This window comes from Paenibacillus sp. PK1-4R, from assembly GCF_030369595.1.
Taxonomy (GTDB): domain Bacteria; phylum Bacillota; class Bacilli; order Paenibacillales; family Paenibacillaceae; genus Paenibacillus.
The window spans coordinates 5,154,462-5,172,846 of record NZ_CP126535.1 but is presented as its reverse complement, the minus strand read 5'-3'; the positions used below and the strand labels follow the sequence as shown (position 1 = coordinate 5,172,846).

At 44.2% G+C, this 18,385-nt stretch carries 15 protein-coding genes and 1 pseudogene; 10 read left to right on the top strand and 6 right to left on the bottom strand.

Annotated elements, in window-relative coordinates; all coding sequences use genetic code 11:
- Positions 1-75: 75 nt before the first annotated feature.
- The gene (gene exlX, locus QNO02_RS22430; RefSeq protein WP_091028013.1) at positions 76-792 is read left to right on the top strand and encodes an expansin ExlX; all 717 of its coding nucleotides are present in this window, start codon (positions 76-78) and stop codon (positions 790-792) included.
- Between the two features lie 110 nt (positions 793-902).
- Positions 903-1,850: an alpha/beta hydrolase gene (locus QNO02_RS22425; protein WP_289390041.1), complete on the top strand. Its 948-nt coding sequence runs from the start codon at positions 903-905 to the stop codon at positions 1,848-1,850.
- Between the two features lie 72 nt (positions 1,851-1,922).
- Here the strand turns inward: QNO02_RS22425 and QNO02_RS22420 are convergent, their stop codons facing one another.
- Positions 1,923-2,801 carry a PhzF family phenazine biosynthesis protein gene (locus QNO02_RS22420; RefSeq protein ID WP_289390040.1) on the bottom strand — a complete coding sequence of 293 codons (879 nt, stop codon included), beginning with the start codon at positions 2,799-2,801 and terminating at the stop codon, positions 1,923-1,925.
- Positions 2,802-2,995: 194 nt separating this feature from the next.
- Between QNO02_RS22420 and QNO02_RS22415 the strand changes: the two genes are divergently transcribed.
- Positions 2,996-3,922 (top strand): NADP-dependent oxidoreductase, encoded by a 927-nt coding sequence (locus QNO02_RS22415; RefSeq protein WP_289390039.1) that lies wholly within the window; start codon positions 2,996-2,998, stop codon positions 3,920-3,922.
- Here QNO02_RS22415 and QNO02_RS22410 read toward each other — a convergent pair.
- Entirely contained in the window at positions 3,906-4,541 is a 636-nt protein-coding gene (locus QNO02_RS22410; RefSeq protein ID WP_091028018.1) for a type 1 glutamine amidotransferase family protein, read from the bottom strand. The genes QNO02_RS22415 and QNO02_RS22410 overlap by 17 nt on opposite strands.
- Before the next feature lie 201 nt (positions 4,542-4,742).
- On the opposite strand from QNO02_RS22410, the gene QNO02_RS22405 reads away from it, so the two are divergent.
- From QNO02_RS22405 to QNO02_RS22395, 3 genes and pseudogenes are all read left to right on the top strand, one after another.
- On the top strand, positions 4,743-5,480 hold the full coding sequence (locus QNO02_RS22405; RefSeq protein ID WP_289390038.1) for a cyclase family protein: 738 nt from the start codon (positions 4,743-4,745) through the stop codon (positions 5,478-5,480).
- Positions 5,481-5,853: 373 nt separating this feature from the next.
- Positions 5,854-6,587: pseudogene (gene pyrH, locus QNO02_RS22400) on the top strand (UMP kinase).
- A 520-nt stretch (positions 6,588-7,107) separates the two neighbouring features.
- A complete protein-coding gene (locus QNO02_RS22395) occupies positions 7,108-7,995 on the top strand; it encodes an AraC family transcriptional regulator (RefSeq protein ID WP_289390037.1) in 888 nt (295 codons plus the stop codon).
- 367 nt (positions 7,996-8,362) lie between these two features.
- On the opposite strand, the gene QNO02_RS22390 is transcribed toward QNO02_RS22395, so the two are convergent.
- Positions 8,363-8,563, bottom strand: a complete 201-nt coding sequence (locus QNO02_RS22390) for a hypothetical protein (RefSeq protein WP_026080945.1) — start codon at positions 8,561-8,563, stop codon at positions 8,363-8,365.
- A 207-nt stretch (positions 8,564-8,770) separates the two neighbouring features.
- Between QNO02_RS22390 and QNO02_RS22385 the strand changes: the two genes are divergently transcribed.
- From QNO02_RS22385 to QNO02_RS22375, 3 genes are all read left to right on the top strand, one after another.
- Complete coding sequence (locus QNO02_RS22385) at positions 8,771-9,226, top strand: hypothetical protein (RefSeq protein ID WP_289390036.1); 456 nt, start codon at positions 8,771-8,773, stop codon at positions 9,224-9,226.
- A gap of 548 nt (positions 9,227-9,774) precedes the next feature.
- A complete protein-coding gene (locus QNO02_RS22380) occupies positions 9,775-10,782 on the top strand; it encodes an ROK family protein (RefSeq protein ID WP_289390035.1) in 1,008 nt (335 codons plus the stop codon).
- A gap of 59 nt (positions 10,783-10,841) precedes the next feature.
- Complete coding sequence (locus QNO02_RS22375; RefSeq protein ID WP_289390034.1) at positions 10,842-11,486, top strand: sugar O-acetyltransferase; 645 nt, start codon at positions 10,842-10,844, stop codon at positions 11,484-11,486.
- Positions 11,487-11,546: 60 nt separating this feature from the next.
- On the opposite strand, the gene QNO02_RS22370 is transcribed toward QNO02_RS22375, so the two are convergent.
- The 3 genes from QNO02_RS22370 to QNO02_RS22360 all read right to left on the bottom strand — a co-directional run bounded on the left by QNO02_RS22370 (position 11,547) and on the right by QNO02_RS22360 (position 16,435).
- Positions 11,547-13,367 carry an ABC transporter substrate-binding protein gene (locus tag QNO02_RS22370; protein WP_289390032.1) on the bottom strand — a complete coding sequence of 607 codons (1,821 nt, stop codon included), beginning with the start codon at positions 13,365-13,367 and terminating at the stop codon, positions 11,547-11,549.
- 77 nt (positions 13,368-13,444) lie between these two features.
- Positions 13,445-14,956: an ABC transporter permease gene (locus QNO02_RS22365; RefSeq protein ID WP_289390031.1), complete on the bottom strand. Its 1,512-nt coding sequence runs from the start codon at positions 14,954-14,956 to the stop codon at positions 13,445-13,447.
- 36 nt (positions 14,957-14,992) lie between these two features.
- Entirely contained in the window at positions 14,993-16,435 is a 1,443-nt protein-coding gene (locus tag QNO02_RS22360; RefSeq protein WP_289390030.1) for an ABC transporter permease, read from the bottom strand.
- Between the two features lie 151 nt (positions 16,436-16,586).
- On the opposite strand from QNO02_RS22360, the gene QNO02_RS22355 reads away from it, so the two are divergent.
- Entirely contained in the window at positions 16,587-18,338 is a 1,752-nt protein-coding gene (locus tag QNO02_RS22355; RefSeq protein WP_289392856.1) for an ABC transporter ATP-binding protein, read from the top strand.
- The last annotated feature ends 47 nt before the right edge of the window (positions 18,339-18,385 follow it).

Genomic DNA, 18,385 nt, shown 5'->3' with positions numbered 1-18,385 from the left:
GGCAAGTGTAAATATTCTTTTGTTCAACTTATGTTTCAGTGTAACAGAAGGTAGAATGACGAGGAGGAATAGCTCATGAACAAGAAAAGTAGATTTCAACGATTAAAATGGGTCGGTACAGGGATGTTGCTCAGTCTCGTATTATTTGCTCTACCTGCATCTGCTGCATGGAATGATACATATCAGGGTTACGCGACGTATACGGGCTCAGGTTACTCGGGAGGTGCGGTGTTGCTTGATCCCATCCCGGCGGACATGAAGATTACTGCACTTAATCCGTTCCAACTCAATTATAACGGTGTCAAAGCCGCTTTAGCGGGAGCCTATCTCGAGGTGCAGGGTCCTAAAGGCAAAACAACCGTCTATGTAACAGACCTCTATCCAGAGGGCGCCAGCGGAGCGCTGGATCTCTCACCGAATGCCTTTAACCTGATCGGTGACCCAAAGGCAGGCAAAATCAATATCAGTTGGAAAGTGGTCAAAGCCCCAATTCAAGGCAACGTCTCCTATCGGATCAAGGAAGGCAGCAGTCAGTGGTGGGCAGCCATTCAGGTTCGTAATCACAAATATCCGGTGCTGAAGTTCGAAGTGAAACAGAAGGATGGTACGTGGCTCAATCTTGAAAAGCAAGACTATAATCATTTCCTCGGAACCGGACTGGGCAAAGAAAAACTAAACGTTCGTATTACCGATATTCGCGGTCAGGTATTAAATGACACGATCCCGGCTCTGCCTAATGATGGGTCAGGCGGTGCATATATCGTACCGGGCAATGTACAGTTTCCCGATTGACAGATATACGGAAGGTGTTATAAAAAGAAGTATGGTCATAGACGTATTCTTAACGAAAAGTCGTACACTGTACGGCTTTTTTTGTATACGAAAAGAGGAGAATGTACCGTATGAAAAAAAGTTTGCCTTCATATCAGACAACACATCCCTATTGGAAACAGTATCAGGCCTTTTTCCCGGAGGAAGTGAGGTTAGGAAAGCATACAGCTCCTGAGGAAGAATGGTGGGAGTCAAATGGGGTTCATCTGCATATCGATCGCTTGCCTGCGCCGGAGTCTTCAATCAAAATTTTGTCCATTCATGGTGCGGGGGGCAATGGCAGGTTGCTCGCTCCGTATGCCCGCATGTTGCAGCGACATGGATACGAGGTGGTATCGCCAGATCTTCCGCCGTATGGGTTAAGTTACGCAATGTCTGGTACACGTATTAACTACGAACTTTGGATAGAGCTACTTGTGTCACTCATCGAACGGGAACACAAAAAAGATGGCAAGCCAATCGTTGTATTGGGAAGTAGCATCGGAGGGATGCTTGCCTATCACACCAGTGCACGCAGCAAGCGCGTTAAGGGTCTGATCGCAACTACATTTGTAGATACGAGTAACCCGGAAATGCGTGATCAGCTTGCGCCGAATCGTCTGGTGAGTCGGGCGGGAAAACGGATGATGGATCTGTTCCCTGGTCTGCTGGATCATGTACGTATTTCGGTCAAACAGGTATCCCGAATGCAACTGATTACTAATAACAAGGACTTAACCCGGCTTATTATGGATGATCCACAAGCGGCAGCTACACGTATTCCGTTGGAATTATTAAGAACATTCCTTAATAAAAAACCGGAGGTAAGCCCGGAACAGTTCAACCAGTGTCCGGCCCTGTTGGTTCACCCTGAACTGGACCCCATGACACCGATCAGGTTCAGCCAATCTTTTTTTGATCGTCTGGTGGTGGACAAGGAATGTGTGATCTTGGAAGGGGCAGGCCATTTTCCTATAGAGCAGCCAGGACTGAACCAGTTGGAGGTAGCGGTACTACGATTTTTACAACAAATTCAATGATGACCACAGGCCAGGCTACTACTGCTTCGCATAAGATAGTTTACATATCCTAAGTACGGAAAACACCTCCCATTAAGGGAGGTGTATTTTAATGTTTTTGATATGAACTGCGCTACCTCCAACCTGAATCTGTGTGATTTCATTGGAATTGTCCAAAGTTAATCTGGCTCGGATCTCAGAGGGGCGGTTCATTGTATACCCTTGTCTGATCGTGTACATGTGATGATGAGGATCTGTGAGTTGGTTGTACTTGTATAAATAACAGAGCATTGCACCATTGGATGTGCCTGTTGCGCTCTCTTCCGGTATATCATAAAGCGGTGCAAAATTACGGCATTCTGCCAGAACGTCATTAACATCTGATTCGAGTGTAAACACGTGATAACCTATGGCATGATGAGCCTTGCTTATTTCAGTGATACGCTGGAAGTCAGGATCGATTTTGGTCAGAACATCAACATCTTTAACGCCTATCATGATATCGGGTAGCCCGGTAGACACAATCTGTACAGGTAGCTCGGAATGCAAATCCTCCATAGAAATACGTAACGAGTCGGCAATCTGCTGTCGATCCACGATCTCCCCAAACTCCGGCAACGTCTGAGACAGATAGACTTCTCCATTGACTGCGATATCAACTTTAAGAATTCCGGCCAGTGTCTCCAGTGTATATGTACCAACATTAACGAGCTGCTGTGTCTTCATTAGATAAAATAAAGCAATTGTGGCATGTCCACATAGATCGACTTCATCACTTGGGGTGAAATAACGCACTTTGAAATCAGCCTGATCCGAGGGCATAACAAATGCAGTCTCTGAAAAACCGACTTGTCTGGCAATCTCCTGCATCTGGGTCTCAGACAAATGCACTGCTTTTAAAACAACACCTGCAGGGTTTCCGCCATGAGCCTTGTCCGAAAATGCATGTAATGTACTTACTTCTACTTCCATCGTGTTACCTCGCTTGTTCAGTTATTGGATTAAGATTTAACGTAATCGATAATCGATATTATATCACGATTGTTGAACGGGCTTGTGAATCCCAAATTGTTGTGAATTTGAATGAATAGGTCAAGTGATTGCTGGGAAAGGGTAATGATGGAGGAGAGCATAACGATAATCCAATGGAAAGGCTGGGATCTCTAATGAAAGCAATTGTGATTGAGGAATTTGGTGGAGCGGAACAATTGAAAGAAAAGGAAGTAGCCAAGCCAACATGTGGAGTGAATCAGGTGTTAATCCGAACGCATGCCACGTCGGTGAATCCGGTAGACTTCAAAATCAGACAAGGTGATATGAAAGAAGCAGCGGAGAATTTTCCGTTGATTCTGGGCGGCGATGTTGCCGGTATTGTGGCTGAAGCAGGCTCAAATGTCACGCGGTTCAGAGAAGGTGATCGGGTATTTGCGCGTCCGCGTCAATTCGGAACCTATGCAGAATATGTTGCTGTTGATGCCGACATTATTGCCCGTATACCGGAGAACTTGAGTTTCGAGGAAGCGGCAGCGATCCCCCTGGCTGCGATGACCGCCTGGCAGGCACTTGTGGATCACGGACGTTTAGGCAAAGGGCAGAAGGTACTCATTCATGCTGGTGCAGGTGGTGTGGGAACGTATGCCATTCAGATTGCCAAGTCCCTCGGCGCTGAAGTGGCTTCCACGGCAAGTGAATCAAACGAAGCGTTGCTTCGCTCGTTGGGTGTGGATCATTTTATCAACTATAAAAAAGAAGATTTCTCGGAGATTCTCTCCGGTTATGATGTTGTGCTGGACACCATGGGCGGTGATATTCAGCGTAACAGCTTCAAGGTGTTAAAGTCTGGCGGGCATCTGGTATCCTTGGTGGAACAACCGGATGAGAAGCTTGCCAAGAAAGCCGGAGTAACGGCCAACGTCTTCATGATGGAGCCCAAAGGGGATCAACTGGATCAGCTGGCTGAACTGGCTGCGGAAGGCAAACTCAAATCGGTTATTGATGGAACGTACCCGCTAACTCAACAGGGAGTACGGGAAGCACACGAGAAGAGTGAAACCCATCATTCCCGCGGGAAACTGGTTATTCAGGTGCAATAGAATTCATTAACTGGTAGAAGTATGTGGACTCATGAGTCTGATACAGATTGAACCAGGCCTGTAATGTTTCTGGTGTATAGACATTCAACAGCTTTAACACATGCATCGTAAATTCTAACGGAGCTATTCCAGATGCAGTAACTACATTTCCATCGGTTACTGCTGGCTCCGTTTCATAATATGTTTCTCCAGTATAATCTGGGCATATGATCTTCAGGTATTCTAAATCATTGCTTGTATGGTGTCTGGAATCCAGTATCCCTATTTTTGCAAGTGCAACTGTGGCACCACAAATCGCCGCAATAACCGTACCCTCTTCTATAGAGGCAGCAACTTTTTTTAATAGAGGATCATGGATGGTGTCCATCCAGGTGTTTCCTCCTGGAAGAATAATGACGTCATCACCTTTCAATGTACATTCATCAATAGAAATATGGGGAAGGATGTTCAATCCGCCCATGGTAGTTACCGGATGTTTATCTACACCTACTGTTACGACCTGCAAAGGCGTGATCTCTTTCCTGAAATACCTTCCCGAGTTAAGTTCAGCAGTTAAATAACCTACCTCCCAGTCTGACATCGTATCAAATACATATAGATATACGTTCCTCGTTTGCATCATACACTCTCCTTTTGTTATTTATGATTGATTGGATTACTCTCGTATTATAAAAAAACTTCACTGACAACTATGGTCAGTGAAGTTTATAAATTTGAAAATTAACAGCCCTAAGAACCAATATAGGGACTGCTCCCCAATTGTGGTTGAATAAGATATAATAGGAGAAATTTATTCCATTCTGTGCATGAGGTGATTAGGATGTCCAACGAACTCATTCAAGCCATTCAGTTGTTAAAAGAAAAGAAGTGGGTGGATCTGACCCATACATTTGGACCGGACTCCCCACATTTTTCAGCTTTTGAAGCAGCACATTTCGATACGTTGTTTGATCACAATCAAGGTTTCTTTGCCCAGAGCTTCAAGTTCCCGGGTCAATACGGGACACATCTTGATGCGCCGATCCACTTCGTTCGGGATACCCGGTATCTGGATGAGTTGGGCTTGAAGGAGCTTGTGCTCCCGCTTGTGGTCATTGACCAGTCTGCCGAAGTAGAGAACAATCCGGATTTCACACTGGATGTGGAGCATATTCTTGAATTTGAAAGAGAGCATGGCGTGATTGAAGCTGGAAGCTTTGTAGCCTTACGTACCGATTGGAGCAAACGCTGGCCTAACCATGAAACATTTGATAACAAGGATGCGGAGGGCAACAGTCATGCACCCGGATGGTCGGTTAGTGCGCTCATGTTTTTATTTGAGGAGAGAAAAGTACAAGCCATTGGGCATGAAACCTTTGACACGGATTCAGCGGTGGATTATCAGAAGAATGGAGCACTTCTGGCAGAATATTATGTACTTGCTCAGGATACATACCAGGTCGAGCTGTTAACAAACCTGGATCAGGTGCCTGCCAAGGGAGCTGTTATTTTCAATATTGTACCCAAAGCGGAGAAAGCATCTGGCTTTCCAGTCCGGTCTTTTGCCATTTTGCCGTAAAACGGGGTAGATCAAAAGCTATAAGATAAATAAGGCACAGAACTCAGAATGATACTCAAGTAGAAAGCCGGCTAAATAGTCGGCTGTTTTTCAGTTAATGGGCAGGATAGTGGCAAGGTAGCTCTTTGATACGGCTCATCGTAAATCATTCTATAACTTATTGAAATTGCTTGCAGATTTAATATTGACGGTAATTGCAATTTAGCCTCACGTAATGTAAAATTACTTAACGGAAAAACATGGAAGGGGTGGGGGTATGAGGTGGAAAAGTAAGACTTATATTCAGTCGACTTGTGTAATTTCATATTTCCATTCCTGTAGGACACTAAAGCATTTATTGCTTTAGTGTTTTTATTTTATGGGGGTGTATTAATTGTCAAGGTATAAAAGAGTTCTCGTTAAGCTAAGTGGCGGAGCAGTAGCCGGAAACTCTGAATTTGGTTTTGAACCGGAAAGATTGGACCAAATCGCTGATGAAATTATGTCAATAGTAAACTTAGGAGTTGAAGTATCATTAGTTATTGGTGGGGGTAATATTTTGGTAATATGGCGGAAAGCTGGGGGATAGAAAGGGCAGAAGCTGACAACATTGGAACACTTGCGACTGTAGTAAATAGTTTAATGCTTCGTGGAGTTCTTAAAGCCAAGACCAAAAAGGAAGTACGGGTAATGACCGCTATACCTATTACTTCAGTTGCAGAACCATACATCCGTCTAAGAGCAGTTCACCATCTAGAGAAAGGCTATATTGTAATTTTTGCAGGAGGGAACGGTCAACCTTACGTTACAACAGACTATCCTTCAGTACAAAGAGCCATCGAGGTTAATTGTGACGCCTTATTAGTTGCAAAGCAAGGTGTTGATGGTGTTCTTAATGCAGACCCTAAATTTGATAAAAATGCAAAGAAATTTCGTTCGCTTCATTACAACGACGTTTTAGAACACAACTTAAAGGTAATGGACCAATCAGCTTTCATTTTGGCAAGAGACTACAATTTGCCAATGCATGTGTTTAACTTCGATAAACCAGGTTCGATGAAAGAAATCTGTGAGGGTAAGAATAATGGTACGATAATTAGTGGCGAATCAATTTTAGAGTTGGAATGAAGTATGTTAGAAATACTACTCTTCCTTGATTTAGCGGAACGATAGTTCCACAAAAGAGAAGTTCTATTCAAAATCCCACTCGGCCATGGAGTGGGATTTTGTTTATGTTGATATGTATATCTTGTGATCAAAAGATACTTTATGTTTTGATTCATTACGGTGATCCGTATCATAGGTAGAAGTACAGAACGTTACGCTAACGGGAAACGATAGCTCAATAAATCCAACAAAGCATCTGACCAACGTGATCGGCTGCTTTAGTTCAACTAACGGGCAGGATAGTTTAGGAATAGTCCAAGAATAGTTTGCCACCACAGTTGTTTTTCTTAAGCTAATGGGCAGAACTCTTTCAATATGTGTTAATATAAATCAAAATATGGGTTGTTAATCGGTCAGGAATGCTACATGCTGAAGCATTACATACAAAATTTCTCGTTTTGTACTTGAATTTCTAGACAAAATGGAGCATTCCTAAACAAGAAGATATTCAACGGTTCTTTTACACTGTAGGAGAAAGGAGATGCGGATCTTGGAAATACTTAAGTTGCTTCGTCAATCCATTGATTATGTGGAACAACATTTGCACTTGCCGATTGAGATTGAGGACATTGCTAGGTCAGCAATGAGTTCAAAATATCATTTTCAGCGCATGTTTCATGCAGTAACCGGTGTGACTGTAACTCAGTACGTGAGGAATAGGCGGCTTACGCTTGCGGCGCAGGAGTTAGCGGGAACGGATTGTAAAGTCATTGATGTCGCGCTTAAGTACGGTTACGACAGTCCGGCGGCTTTTACGAAAGCTTTTCAACGGATGCATGGGGTTACGCCTCTTGCGGCAAAGAAATTGAATGTAAAACTTAAAGCATTTCCTCGAATCTCCTTTCAAATTCAGATTAAAGGGGAAACCGAGATGAATTATCGAATCGTGGAGGAAATGGAATCAACAGTTTTTGGTAAGAGGGTTACTATACGTATGGATGCCTACAAAGAGATACCCATGTTTGTGGAGGAAATTTGGAAGAATGGCATTCATGATCAGATTAACGATTTGGCAGGAAGACCAGCGGGATCACTGCTGTACGGTTATCATTTTGATTTTGATGAGGATGGTACAAAACGCTATCTGATGGGAGCAGAACTACCGAATGGAAAGCACATTCCGGATGAATTTACTGTCCTTCATGTTCCTGGTCAAACTTATGCAGTATTCGACAGTAGGGAGATGGTTCGGGACGATGTTGAAATCGGACTGGGTATTCTGAACATCTGGAAACGTATCTATTCCGAGTGGTTTCCCTCGACGAATTTTGAACAAGTAGAAGGACCATGTATAGAGAAATACTTCTGGATTGATGATACGCATCAAGATTCAATCTGTGAGGTATGGATTCCGGTTAGTAAGAAGTAGAGATGGTTTCACTGCAGTTTTGGTCACCATTAGGTGGCCATTTCTTCATGGACTAAAGGACTTTGATGGACGATAATAGTAAACTAATTATTACTCAGCTACAATAATCCTTCATTAAGCTAACGGGAAACGTTAGTTCATAAAACACGGGGCAGACTGCAGGTTGGCAGGCTGCTCTTTTTTCATTTAGCTAACTAGCAAGAGGCAAGTAAGCTTATTAGGAACCAAGTTCAGCTAGGATTTGATTTATTTAGAAGCATAAATGTGTGCTTTGGCAAACTTATGGGTTAAGTCACAACTAATGAATTCTAAATAATTCACTTATGTAAATAGCAAGGGAGGCGTATTCCGCCTCCTTTTTATGTTGTTACTTTTGATCCGAGTGAGGATCTTGATTAAATCTTTGAGAGATTTTTTTTTCTGTTTTCTTACGCCGTATCCAGCGCTTGAGTATGCCTTCTTCTTTGCGTTCTTGCAGTGTTTCCTTCAAACCTTGAATCATAAATTCCGATCTTCGTCTGTCATCCCGACTAATCTCGCGTAATTCCTTAATAAATTTGTCGTCCATATCTGCCTCTCGCTTATTCAGGATAATCCCATTATACCGAACGTACGTTCTTTTATCAAGTTTTTCCATTACGAATGATTTTCGAGATCTATATAGTGAAAAGAAGCACAGGAACAATACGCGGCATGTGTGAGAATGGTACTAGAGGGTTTGAGCATAATCCTCCATATATGAAGTTGAGAAACGAGAGAACGGAAGGAGCCATTCATGATGAAGCAGCGTATAGGCAGATCGTGGTTACTCATTTTGATGCATGGAATGCTGGGAATTGGGGCGATTGTTGGAGGCGTCATTTTAATCATAGACCCATCTGGAAGTATGGTGAATTTGCCCGCATCTTTATTAGAGAATTCTCCGTTTGCCAGTTTTTTGTTCCCGGGGATCATCCTATTGCTGGTACTTGGCGTGATGCCTACAATAATTGCTATTGCGCTCATCCGGTACGCTCATTGGGGCTTGGGTGAGAGACTGAATCTCTATCCTGACCGCTACTGGGCTTGGACTTTTTCCTTGTACACGGGGTTTGCACTCATCATCTGGATTATGGCGCAGGTGTACTGGATTCAGGATGTCTCTATTATTCACTTGGTCTATTTTGCATGGGGAGTGGGTATTCAAGTTGTGACCTTATTGCCTGCTGTACAGCGAACCTATTCAAAATAAATTGCTTGTATATTGAACAAACGGCTGCCGAAAGATTCGTTAAATGATTCTTTTGGCAGCTATTTTTTATGGGCATCGAGATGATACGTGTTGTTGTAGTCATGTTGTCCACATGTTCCTTGGACTGAAAAGGGCTCGGATAAATCTAAATCATATTGACAAAGAACTATTATCCTCGCATACTTACGTAATACACTTTATAAAGTATATTTATTAATTAAAGAGATAAGCACATATGATGAATATCGCAAAATCATAAATCTGCAGGAACAGGGAGGTGTGCATGGATGGTATACGTTATTATGGCAATTATAATTTGGGCTGGTACCTATGCCAGTATGGTCTTGTCAAAACAACCGATTGAAGTGAAGCCTGTGAAGTCAATGGATGATTTGTTTGAGTGAACAAAGTAGCTCTGCCGATTTCGATCCAGTGCCAGCACGATGGAACTCATGTGTTCGAATAAGGCATTATGTTATGATATGGTGTGAAATAACATCCATACCATTGCTTTGGCTCAATTGAACCAAAGTAGAAACGAGAGGGTTATGAAAAAAGCCAACGCTACAATGATGAAATACATCAATTTGAATAATGTGCGTGAAGTCATGCAGCAGATTGAGACGGCGACCAAACCGCAATTAGCTTCACTAACCAATCTTAGTGTTGTTACCATTAATGCACTGATTCAGGAATTATGTGATGGCGGAGAGTTGTTCCAGGATAAAGTGGTTCCCTCTAACGGTGGTCGTCCTGCTCAGGCTTATCGATATAATTATAACTTCAAGCTTGCTTTGGTTCTTTACATCAAAGAGATGAAAGGCCAGGAGTTGATTTCGGCAACGGTCATGAATCTGGAGAATAAGGTTGTGCTGAAGGAAGAGAGCATCTTGCCTGCTTTTGATAAACAACATGTGCTGCAACTTATCGCGCGTTTCGTTGCGGAGTACCCTTCCATTGATATGATCGGCATCGGTATTCCGGGGCAAGCCGTGGATGGGGATATCACGGTGAGCAGTCATGAAGAGCTTATCCATTCACATCTGATACGGGAGATCGAGAGCGAGTTCCAACTGAACGTTCTCGTGGAGAATGATGTTAATGCAGCGATTAGCGGATACTGTACACAGCATGCGGATATGAAGGAACAGAGTGTAGCAGGAATTTATTTTCCGAACCGATACCCGCCGGGTATGGGCATGATGTTGAATGGACAGATGATCCGGGGGAAAAACGGGATGTTTGGTGAGATCAAGTATCTTCCATATTCACCTGATTGGAAACGCGACATGAGCAAAGATGATTTTGTAGTGCAGGTATGTCATATTCTGCAAACGATTAATGCCGTCGTTGCCCCGCACCAGATTGTCATTTATCAGGAACGTGTGGAGAGAGAAGAACTGGATTTGGCGTGGAAACAGTACGGGAAGGATCACCCCATGCCGTCGTTGCCGGAGATTGTACATCAGGACTCGTTCCAACATGATTTTGATGCTGGGTTACGAGGAATGGTGCTTCAGGCGTTGAAGTCAGGCATTCTATCAGAAGCGTTATAACCCCACAGGCCATGTCTGTGGCTTTTATTTTATAAGCTAACTCTTGTAGAGGAGGATTCATGATGCGTGAAGAAGAGAGAATCATGCAGGGCATGTTGTTTAGTCCAAGTGATCCGGAATTAAAGACCATCAAAAGGCGGGCGCATAATCTCAGTCAGCGTTACAGTCAGACCTTTGAAGAACAGACTGAGGAAAGGAATCAGATATTGCAAGAGCTACTGGGGCAGATCGGTGAAGGTGGATTTATGCAAGGCCCCATCTTCTTTCATTATGGTGTGCATACCCGGATAGGCGATCACTTCTTCGGTAATTACAATCTGACGATACAAGACGATGCGCAAGTGACGATCGGGGACTATACCAGTTTTGGACCCAATGTTACGATTGTTACCCCCATTCACCCCATGATTGCCAGCGAGCGGAGACATATGGTGGACCAGAACGGTGATGTGAAGTCGCTATGTTATGCCAAACCGGTCACGATTGGTAACGATGTATGGATCTCGGCAAACGTCACAGTGTGCGGGGGCGTAACGATTGGAGACGGCTGTGTGATCGGAGCAGGTAGCGTGGTGACTCGTGATATTCCACCGCATTCTTTTGCAGCAGGCGTACCGTGCAAAGTTATTCGCAAAATTACGGAAGCGGACAGCATGCGGAATTACCCCGATGTTCTGGCAGATTGCCGTGTGCTGGAAGAATAAAAAAGGCTGCCATCAGGATCAAATAGATGATCCTGGTGACAACCTTTTTTTGTAATACGTTTACTTTGAAGCGTTATAGTTGCTCAAGAATTCTTTTACTTTTGCAGGATCAGCTTTCAATTCATTCCCAGTCTGAACGAGCGGGCTTACTGTAGAGTATGCTTTGAGTTTGTTGTTCTTGTAGAAACTCAAAATCTCATCTTGATTAATGGAGTACAGCACAGCTTTTCTCAGGTCACTGCTCTTGGCAACTTCACGATTGGCCGTGTTGAACAACAGATAGGAGACAGCGTTACTTGGAAGACTTTGCAATTTCAGCTTGCTGTCATTTTCGATGATATCATACTTGGTTTCAGGTACACCGTAGTATAAGTGAATTTCACTGCTGCGAAGAGCAGAGAGGGCGCTGTCTGCATCCGCGATGAACCGGACATTGACCTGAGCAATTTTTGGTGCATATTCAGTGCCTTTGCGGTATCCCGGATTTTTTAAGAATACACCTTCATAGTCATTTTTATAAGACAAAATATAAGGTCCACTAGTATAAAGGGTGTTATTGTATGCTGCGCCTTCAGTCACCGTGTTCTGATCACCGTAAGGAATATCTTTGTTGACGTCAAAGGAAGCTACATCATATGTGTTGATGCTCTCCACCTGTTTTTTGGACACGATACCCGCAGATTGGTGAGCCAGGTAGTTCAGTACTTGCGGGAAAGGTTCAGTTGTTGTCAGTTTAACGACCTGATATTTACCTGCACTATTATCTGCTTTGGTTTTGTCAGTCACAAGTTCGGTAATTTTGCTGCCCAATCCTTGTTCCAATGCTTCGAGGATTGTGCCGTTACCGCTGGATTGTTTAATGGATTGTAATGCACTCAGATCCGTTACAACCTCAGCTTCTTTGATGTGTTCATGCAGACTGTACGTCCGGTGATCCGGAACGGAATCTTTATTTTTAGCACGATCCAGGGAGAAGATCACATCATCTGCACCGACACGTTCTCCTGTATCTACAGCTTTTTTGTTATCAATCTTCGCAAAGTTGATATCGTCTCTGAGAATGAAGTAGTAGTCCGAATTACCTTCAGCAATACTGAAATTATGGGACAGAGATCCTTCTGCTGTCAGCTGATCGTCATCTGTCAAGTTAACGAGACGTACATACATATTGGTGTTCAACTGGTTGATGGAGCCGTCGTTTCCTTTGATGGGATCAAGGGAAGTCAGTACGGATGCACTCTGCGTCAGAATCAACGGATCTTTGGCATTTTTGGAGCTGTCCTTGAACTCAATCGGTTCCCAAGCCATGGCGCGGGATTTGGAGAGACGAACAGTGTCGACATTCAGAATGTCTTTGTTCACAGCCTGACTTTTCAGGGAAATGTACAAAGGCGCGATATACGCCTGATCCGTTACCAAGCGATCTTCCAATTGTTTGTACGTGTCTTTGTATTCATCTGGAGTTTGAGTAGCTGCCTGATCGATGAGTTTATCAAGTTCCGCATCTGCAAGGATACTGTAATCTCCACCTGTTTTGAAAAGGGAACGTACCGCATAATCGGGATTTCCCGTTACCGTTGTCCAGCTGGACAAGGCAATGTCATAATTCCCTGCATCTTGCTGGGATTTGAAGCTGCCGTAATCCGGCTGCAGGTTCAGCTTCACATTGAAGCCGTTTTTGGTCAGTTGGTCGCGGACAATGTTTACATCATTTTCGGAAGAACTCATGGCGAGCAGTTCAATGTCAGCCGGTTTTTGTGCAGTTTCTGTTGTATCCGCTGGTGCGGTCTCCGCCTGGGATTCGGTTTTTGTTTTTACACTGCAGCCGGAAATCACAATGACGAGAATTAATAGTAATGAGATCAGTGTACGTTTTTTCATGGGATTACCCTCCATATCTTGAATGTGTGATGTGTGATTTCTTTTTTTCTATATCATTCATTTCAATGACGAATCTTTTATGCCTTTTCCAGCTTGGGATCAAGCGCATCACGCAGACCGTCACCGAGAAAGTTAAACGAAAGAACCAGCAGAATAATAGCCAAGCCTGGATAAATCGCCAGATAAGAGTGGGTCTCCAGGTATGTACTGCCGAGCTTCAGAATGTTACCCCATTCCGGAATATGCGGCTCCACGCCGAGTCCCAGATAACTCAAACTGCTGGTAGCGATAACCGCTCCACCAATCGTGAGTGTGGACTTGATAATCATGGGCGCAAGGGAGTTGGGAATAATGTGTTTGAAAATAATCGTACGATTGTTGTACCCCAGTGCACGTGCAGCTTCCACAAATTCAAAAGTGGATACATAGAGCACACTGGCTCTCATCGTACGGGCGTAGGTTGGAATTGAACCCAGACTCAGCGCCAGAATGAGATTGACCGTATTGGCTCCAAACGCCGCAATAATGGCAATGGCGAGCAGAATTCCCGGAATGGCATAGAGAATATCAAGCAGCCGCATGATGATGTTATCCGTATGCCTTCCGTAGAAACCGGAGAATGCTCCGAGGACTCCGCCGATCAATACAGGAATGATGGTCGACATGCAACCTACGATTAAGGAGATCCGGGCACCAAATACAATCCGGGAAAATAAACATCGTCCGAAGTCGTCCGTTCCCAAGGGATACGCAAGGGAAGGCGGTTGAAGCAGAGCCGAGTAGTTATTTTCCACAGCCATGCTGTAGTCAAAGGTAAAAAAGCTGCAGATCGATATCGAGAACAGAAAAATGATAAAAAACAAACCGGACATGGCAGTCATATTCGGAGCAAGGCGCTCCCACAGATCGTTCCAGAAGTTTGATTTTTGTTTCCCCTGTCTGCGAATGCGTCCAATGATGGAAATGCCGAGCAATAGTGCAAATACATTACCAGTGATGGAGGTCAGAATCAGTATTACACTGACACCGATCATCCAGCGAGGGAGGATAGAGGTCGCGTTATATCGGGATACGATAAACAGTACGACCAGGTCGATGATCAGAATAAATATGAGCACCGCCATGGCTGGCAGAAAGTGATCAGCCACATAGGGTTTGAAAACATTTAACGCAGATACACCGATGACGAACAACTGAGTTAACAGCATATACACCGCAAAGGTATACTCCACATTCCTCGCTTTTCGAATCAGATGAAAGGCTGCCGTTACGATAAATATATTGCCTGAAATGATGGCAAGTAGCTGAACCCAAGCTAACCTGCGAGTTAGAACAGAGACCGTACCGGTACGGATCAAGTCTTTTCGAATCCGAAGGGTGATGACACTCTGGACCAGTGTGAAGAATACATAGATCCCAAGTATCGTTAGCAGAAATGGTTTGAACGTCTGTCCGCTCCAGTCATAACTGTTGAACAGCAACAAGGCAGTCAAGAGAAGGGACGTGATCCAGGCGAAGCTTGCCTGACTGTATTCTCGAGAAGACTTAAGTCGGAAACGCATTTCTTGTGTTAAGGACGAGTTTGTCATAATACACCTGCTTTAAGAGGTAGTTCAACACACACTTTAATATTGTTTCATCTTGGAGCGCACTCTTGGATCAATAAAAGCGTACAGCAGATCAACCGCTACATTGATAATGGAGATTGTAATGGCTGTGTAGATTACTCCGCCCATGATACTCGGAATATCGGGGATAAATTGTTTATCCACAATGTAGCTGCCGAGACCGCTTATATTAAACACTTTCTCCGTCACTGCTGCCCCGCCCAGCATGGCTCCGAATTGAAGTCCAACCACCGTTACAATTGGAATCAATGCATTACGTACAGCGTGTTTCAGCATGACCTGACGTTCGCTTAACCCCTTTGCGCGGGCAGTCATGACATAATCCTCATGAATGACTTCCAGGGTAGAAGACCGGGTCATTCGTGCCACCGCAGCCGTAAGTCCCGTGCCCAGCACAATGGTTGGCATAATGATCGACAGCCAGTTCTGCGGGTTGAAGGTGGCGGGAAGCCACTGCAGTTTGATCGAAAAGTTCAGAATGAAAATAAGTCCTTGCCAGAAATTCGGGATCGATAATCCAATCAGAGCGATAAACATAAATGTATAATCGAACCATGAATTAGGCTTAATCGCTGAGATAATACCGATGGGTAATGCAATGACAAGTGCTAACAGCAGGGAGATGACCGCGAGGGTCAATGTAATCGGAAACTTCCTTGCAATCGTTGCTGTTACGTCTTCATTTCCTGCAAAAGACTTGCCAAGGTCGAAGAAAGCAACTCCCTTAATATTGTTCCAGAGCTGTGTAAGATAAGGCTGATCCAAGCCATACACCTGATTGAATGCTGCAATCTGTTCCTGCGTTGCTGTCTCTCCGAGAATGTTAGCTGCCGGGTTGAACGGAGACAGATACAAAATCGTAAATACGAGTGTTGCTACGCCCAGAATGACAAATACCGTCATCAGTATTCTTTCAAATATGTACTTTAGATAAGGATTTCCATACAAAAACAGGATGCCATACATCAGACAGCCGGGAATAATCGATATCGCGAAAAACCATGGTTTTTCGATAAGGGTGTGGAATGTATCGGCCATCGTAAGACGGTGACTTCCCTTTTCCTGAAGTATGCGGGACGTCCGCTCCTTCAACTCTGCCTGAACACTTTCTTCCAACCATTCCTCGGTCTGACGTGTGAATTCTCCCTCACTGACCTGCTGCTGGAAAAAACGATGTTTGCGACGCAGCTGTTCTTCCACTTCCAACTTCAGCTTGTTCCGATAGGAAGAAGCGAGCAGTTCTTGCTCAGCCGTCTGCCTGGCAGCTACCCAGCCATCATTTTTTCGATTCGAACGCCATATTAGAAACACGACCAGATTGATCGGTAATCCAAGAATGAACAGAACATATCGGTAGGAAGGATGAAGCAGCATTTTGCCATAAATAAAACTTAAATTGTGCACCAACCGCGAGAGTCTGCTGCTTTCTGCAAGATTCAAACCAAGCGTGCCTCCTTTCATTCAGGTTTAAATTGCATTATTCCGATTGATATAGTATATATTATTTAGGGTCTAAACAATTGTCAAGGAATTAAATGGTATACATATGAGATGAGTGAATGTGAAAAAACGGATGAGAGCTGGTGATGACATGGAACCTTTACTGAAAGTTAATGATCTATCTGTCTCTTTTCACTCAGGAGAGAGTGAGTTTCAGGCAGTGCGAGAAGTGAGTTTTGAAGTGCGCAAAGGCGAGACATTGGGCATTGTAGGCGAATCAGGCAGCGGAAAAAGTGTAACTGCACGTTCCATTATGAGGCTGCTTGCATCGCCGCCTTCACAGATGAAAAAAGGAGAGATTCTTTTTAAAGGGGTCGACTTGGCCAATAAAACGCAGAAAGAGATGGAAAGCATCCGTGGGCGTGATATTGGCATGATCTTTCAAGACCCGATGAGTTCTCTTAATCCGACCATTAAAGTGGGGAAACAGATCTCCGAGAGTCTCATCAAACACCAGAAGGTGTCCAAAAAGGAAGCCAAGAAACAGGCGATTGCCATGATGGAGCGGGTGGGGATAACTCGCAGCGAAATACGCTACAACCAGTATCCGCACGAATTCTCCGGAGGCATGCGCCAGCGGGTCATGATTGGTATTGCACTTGCTTGTCGTCCTGAATTGCTCATTGCCGATGAGCCGACAACCGCACTGGATGTTACAATTCAAGCTCAGATTCTGAATTTGATGAAAGATATGCAGGACCAACTGGGTACATCGATTATTCTGATCACGCATGATCTGGGCGTAGTGGCAGGCATGTGTGATCGGGTTGTTGTTATGAAAGAAGGACAGATTGTGGAAACCGGGACTACAACAGAGATTTTTGCTAATCCCAAACACCCGTATACGATTAGACTTCTGAATGCATTACCACGTCTGGATCAGAAGAAAAAGCCGAAACCGGCATCATTGGTTCCGAGAGATCTTGAGGATGATCAGCCGTTGCTTGAGGTGAAATCACTCAGACAACATTTTAATCTGGGGAAAGGCAATACCTTAAAGGCTGTGAATGATATCAGTTTCCATATTCGTCAAGGAGAGACACTCGGCGTTGTAGGGGAATCCGGCAGCGGAAAATCAACCACGGGGCGTGCGATTCTGCGGTTGCATGAGCCAACAGGTGGAGATGTACTGTTTAAAGGAGTCCCGCTCAATCGTCTGTCAGCTTCAGAGATGAAAACGATGCGCAGACATATGCAGATTATTTTCCAAGACCCCTATGCATCTCTGAATCCCAAAATGAGGATTATGGATATCATTGGAGAAGCGCTTGATATTCATCAACTTGCAGGTACAGCATCTCAGCGGGAGAAGCGGGTGGAGGAACTACTGGAGATGGTGGGTCTTGATCCTACCCATGCGCAGCGTTATCCACATGAATTCTCGGGTGGACAGAGACAGCGGATCGGTATTGCACGAGCTCTGGCTGTGGAACCTGAATTCATCGTATGTGATGAGCCGTTGTCTGCACTGGATGTGTCGATACAGGCTCAGATCGTACAATTACTTGAAGAGTTACAGCAGCGACTCGGATTGACGTATCTCTTCATCGCGCATGACTTGTCCATGGTAAAACATATCAGTGATCGAGTGGCTGTCATGTATAACGGGAAAATTGTAGAGCTGGCCGAGAGTGAAGAACTCTATTCCAACCCGCAACATGCCTACACCAAGGCATTGCTGTCTGCTATTCCTGTGCCTGACCCAGCGGTAGAAGCGAAGAAAAAGAGACATGTTGTCAAAGAAACAGCTAGAGAAAATGTTGAAGTAGAGGACCGTTATAATCTGGAACATTCCAAGTGGATAGAAATCACCGAAGGCCACTGGGTAGCTATATCTAGCTAGTGCAGTATATAGTCTTTTGAACTACAAAAGAACCCCGACGATGATCT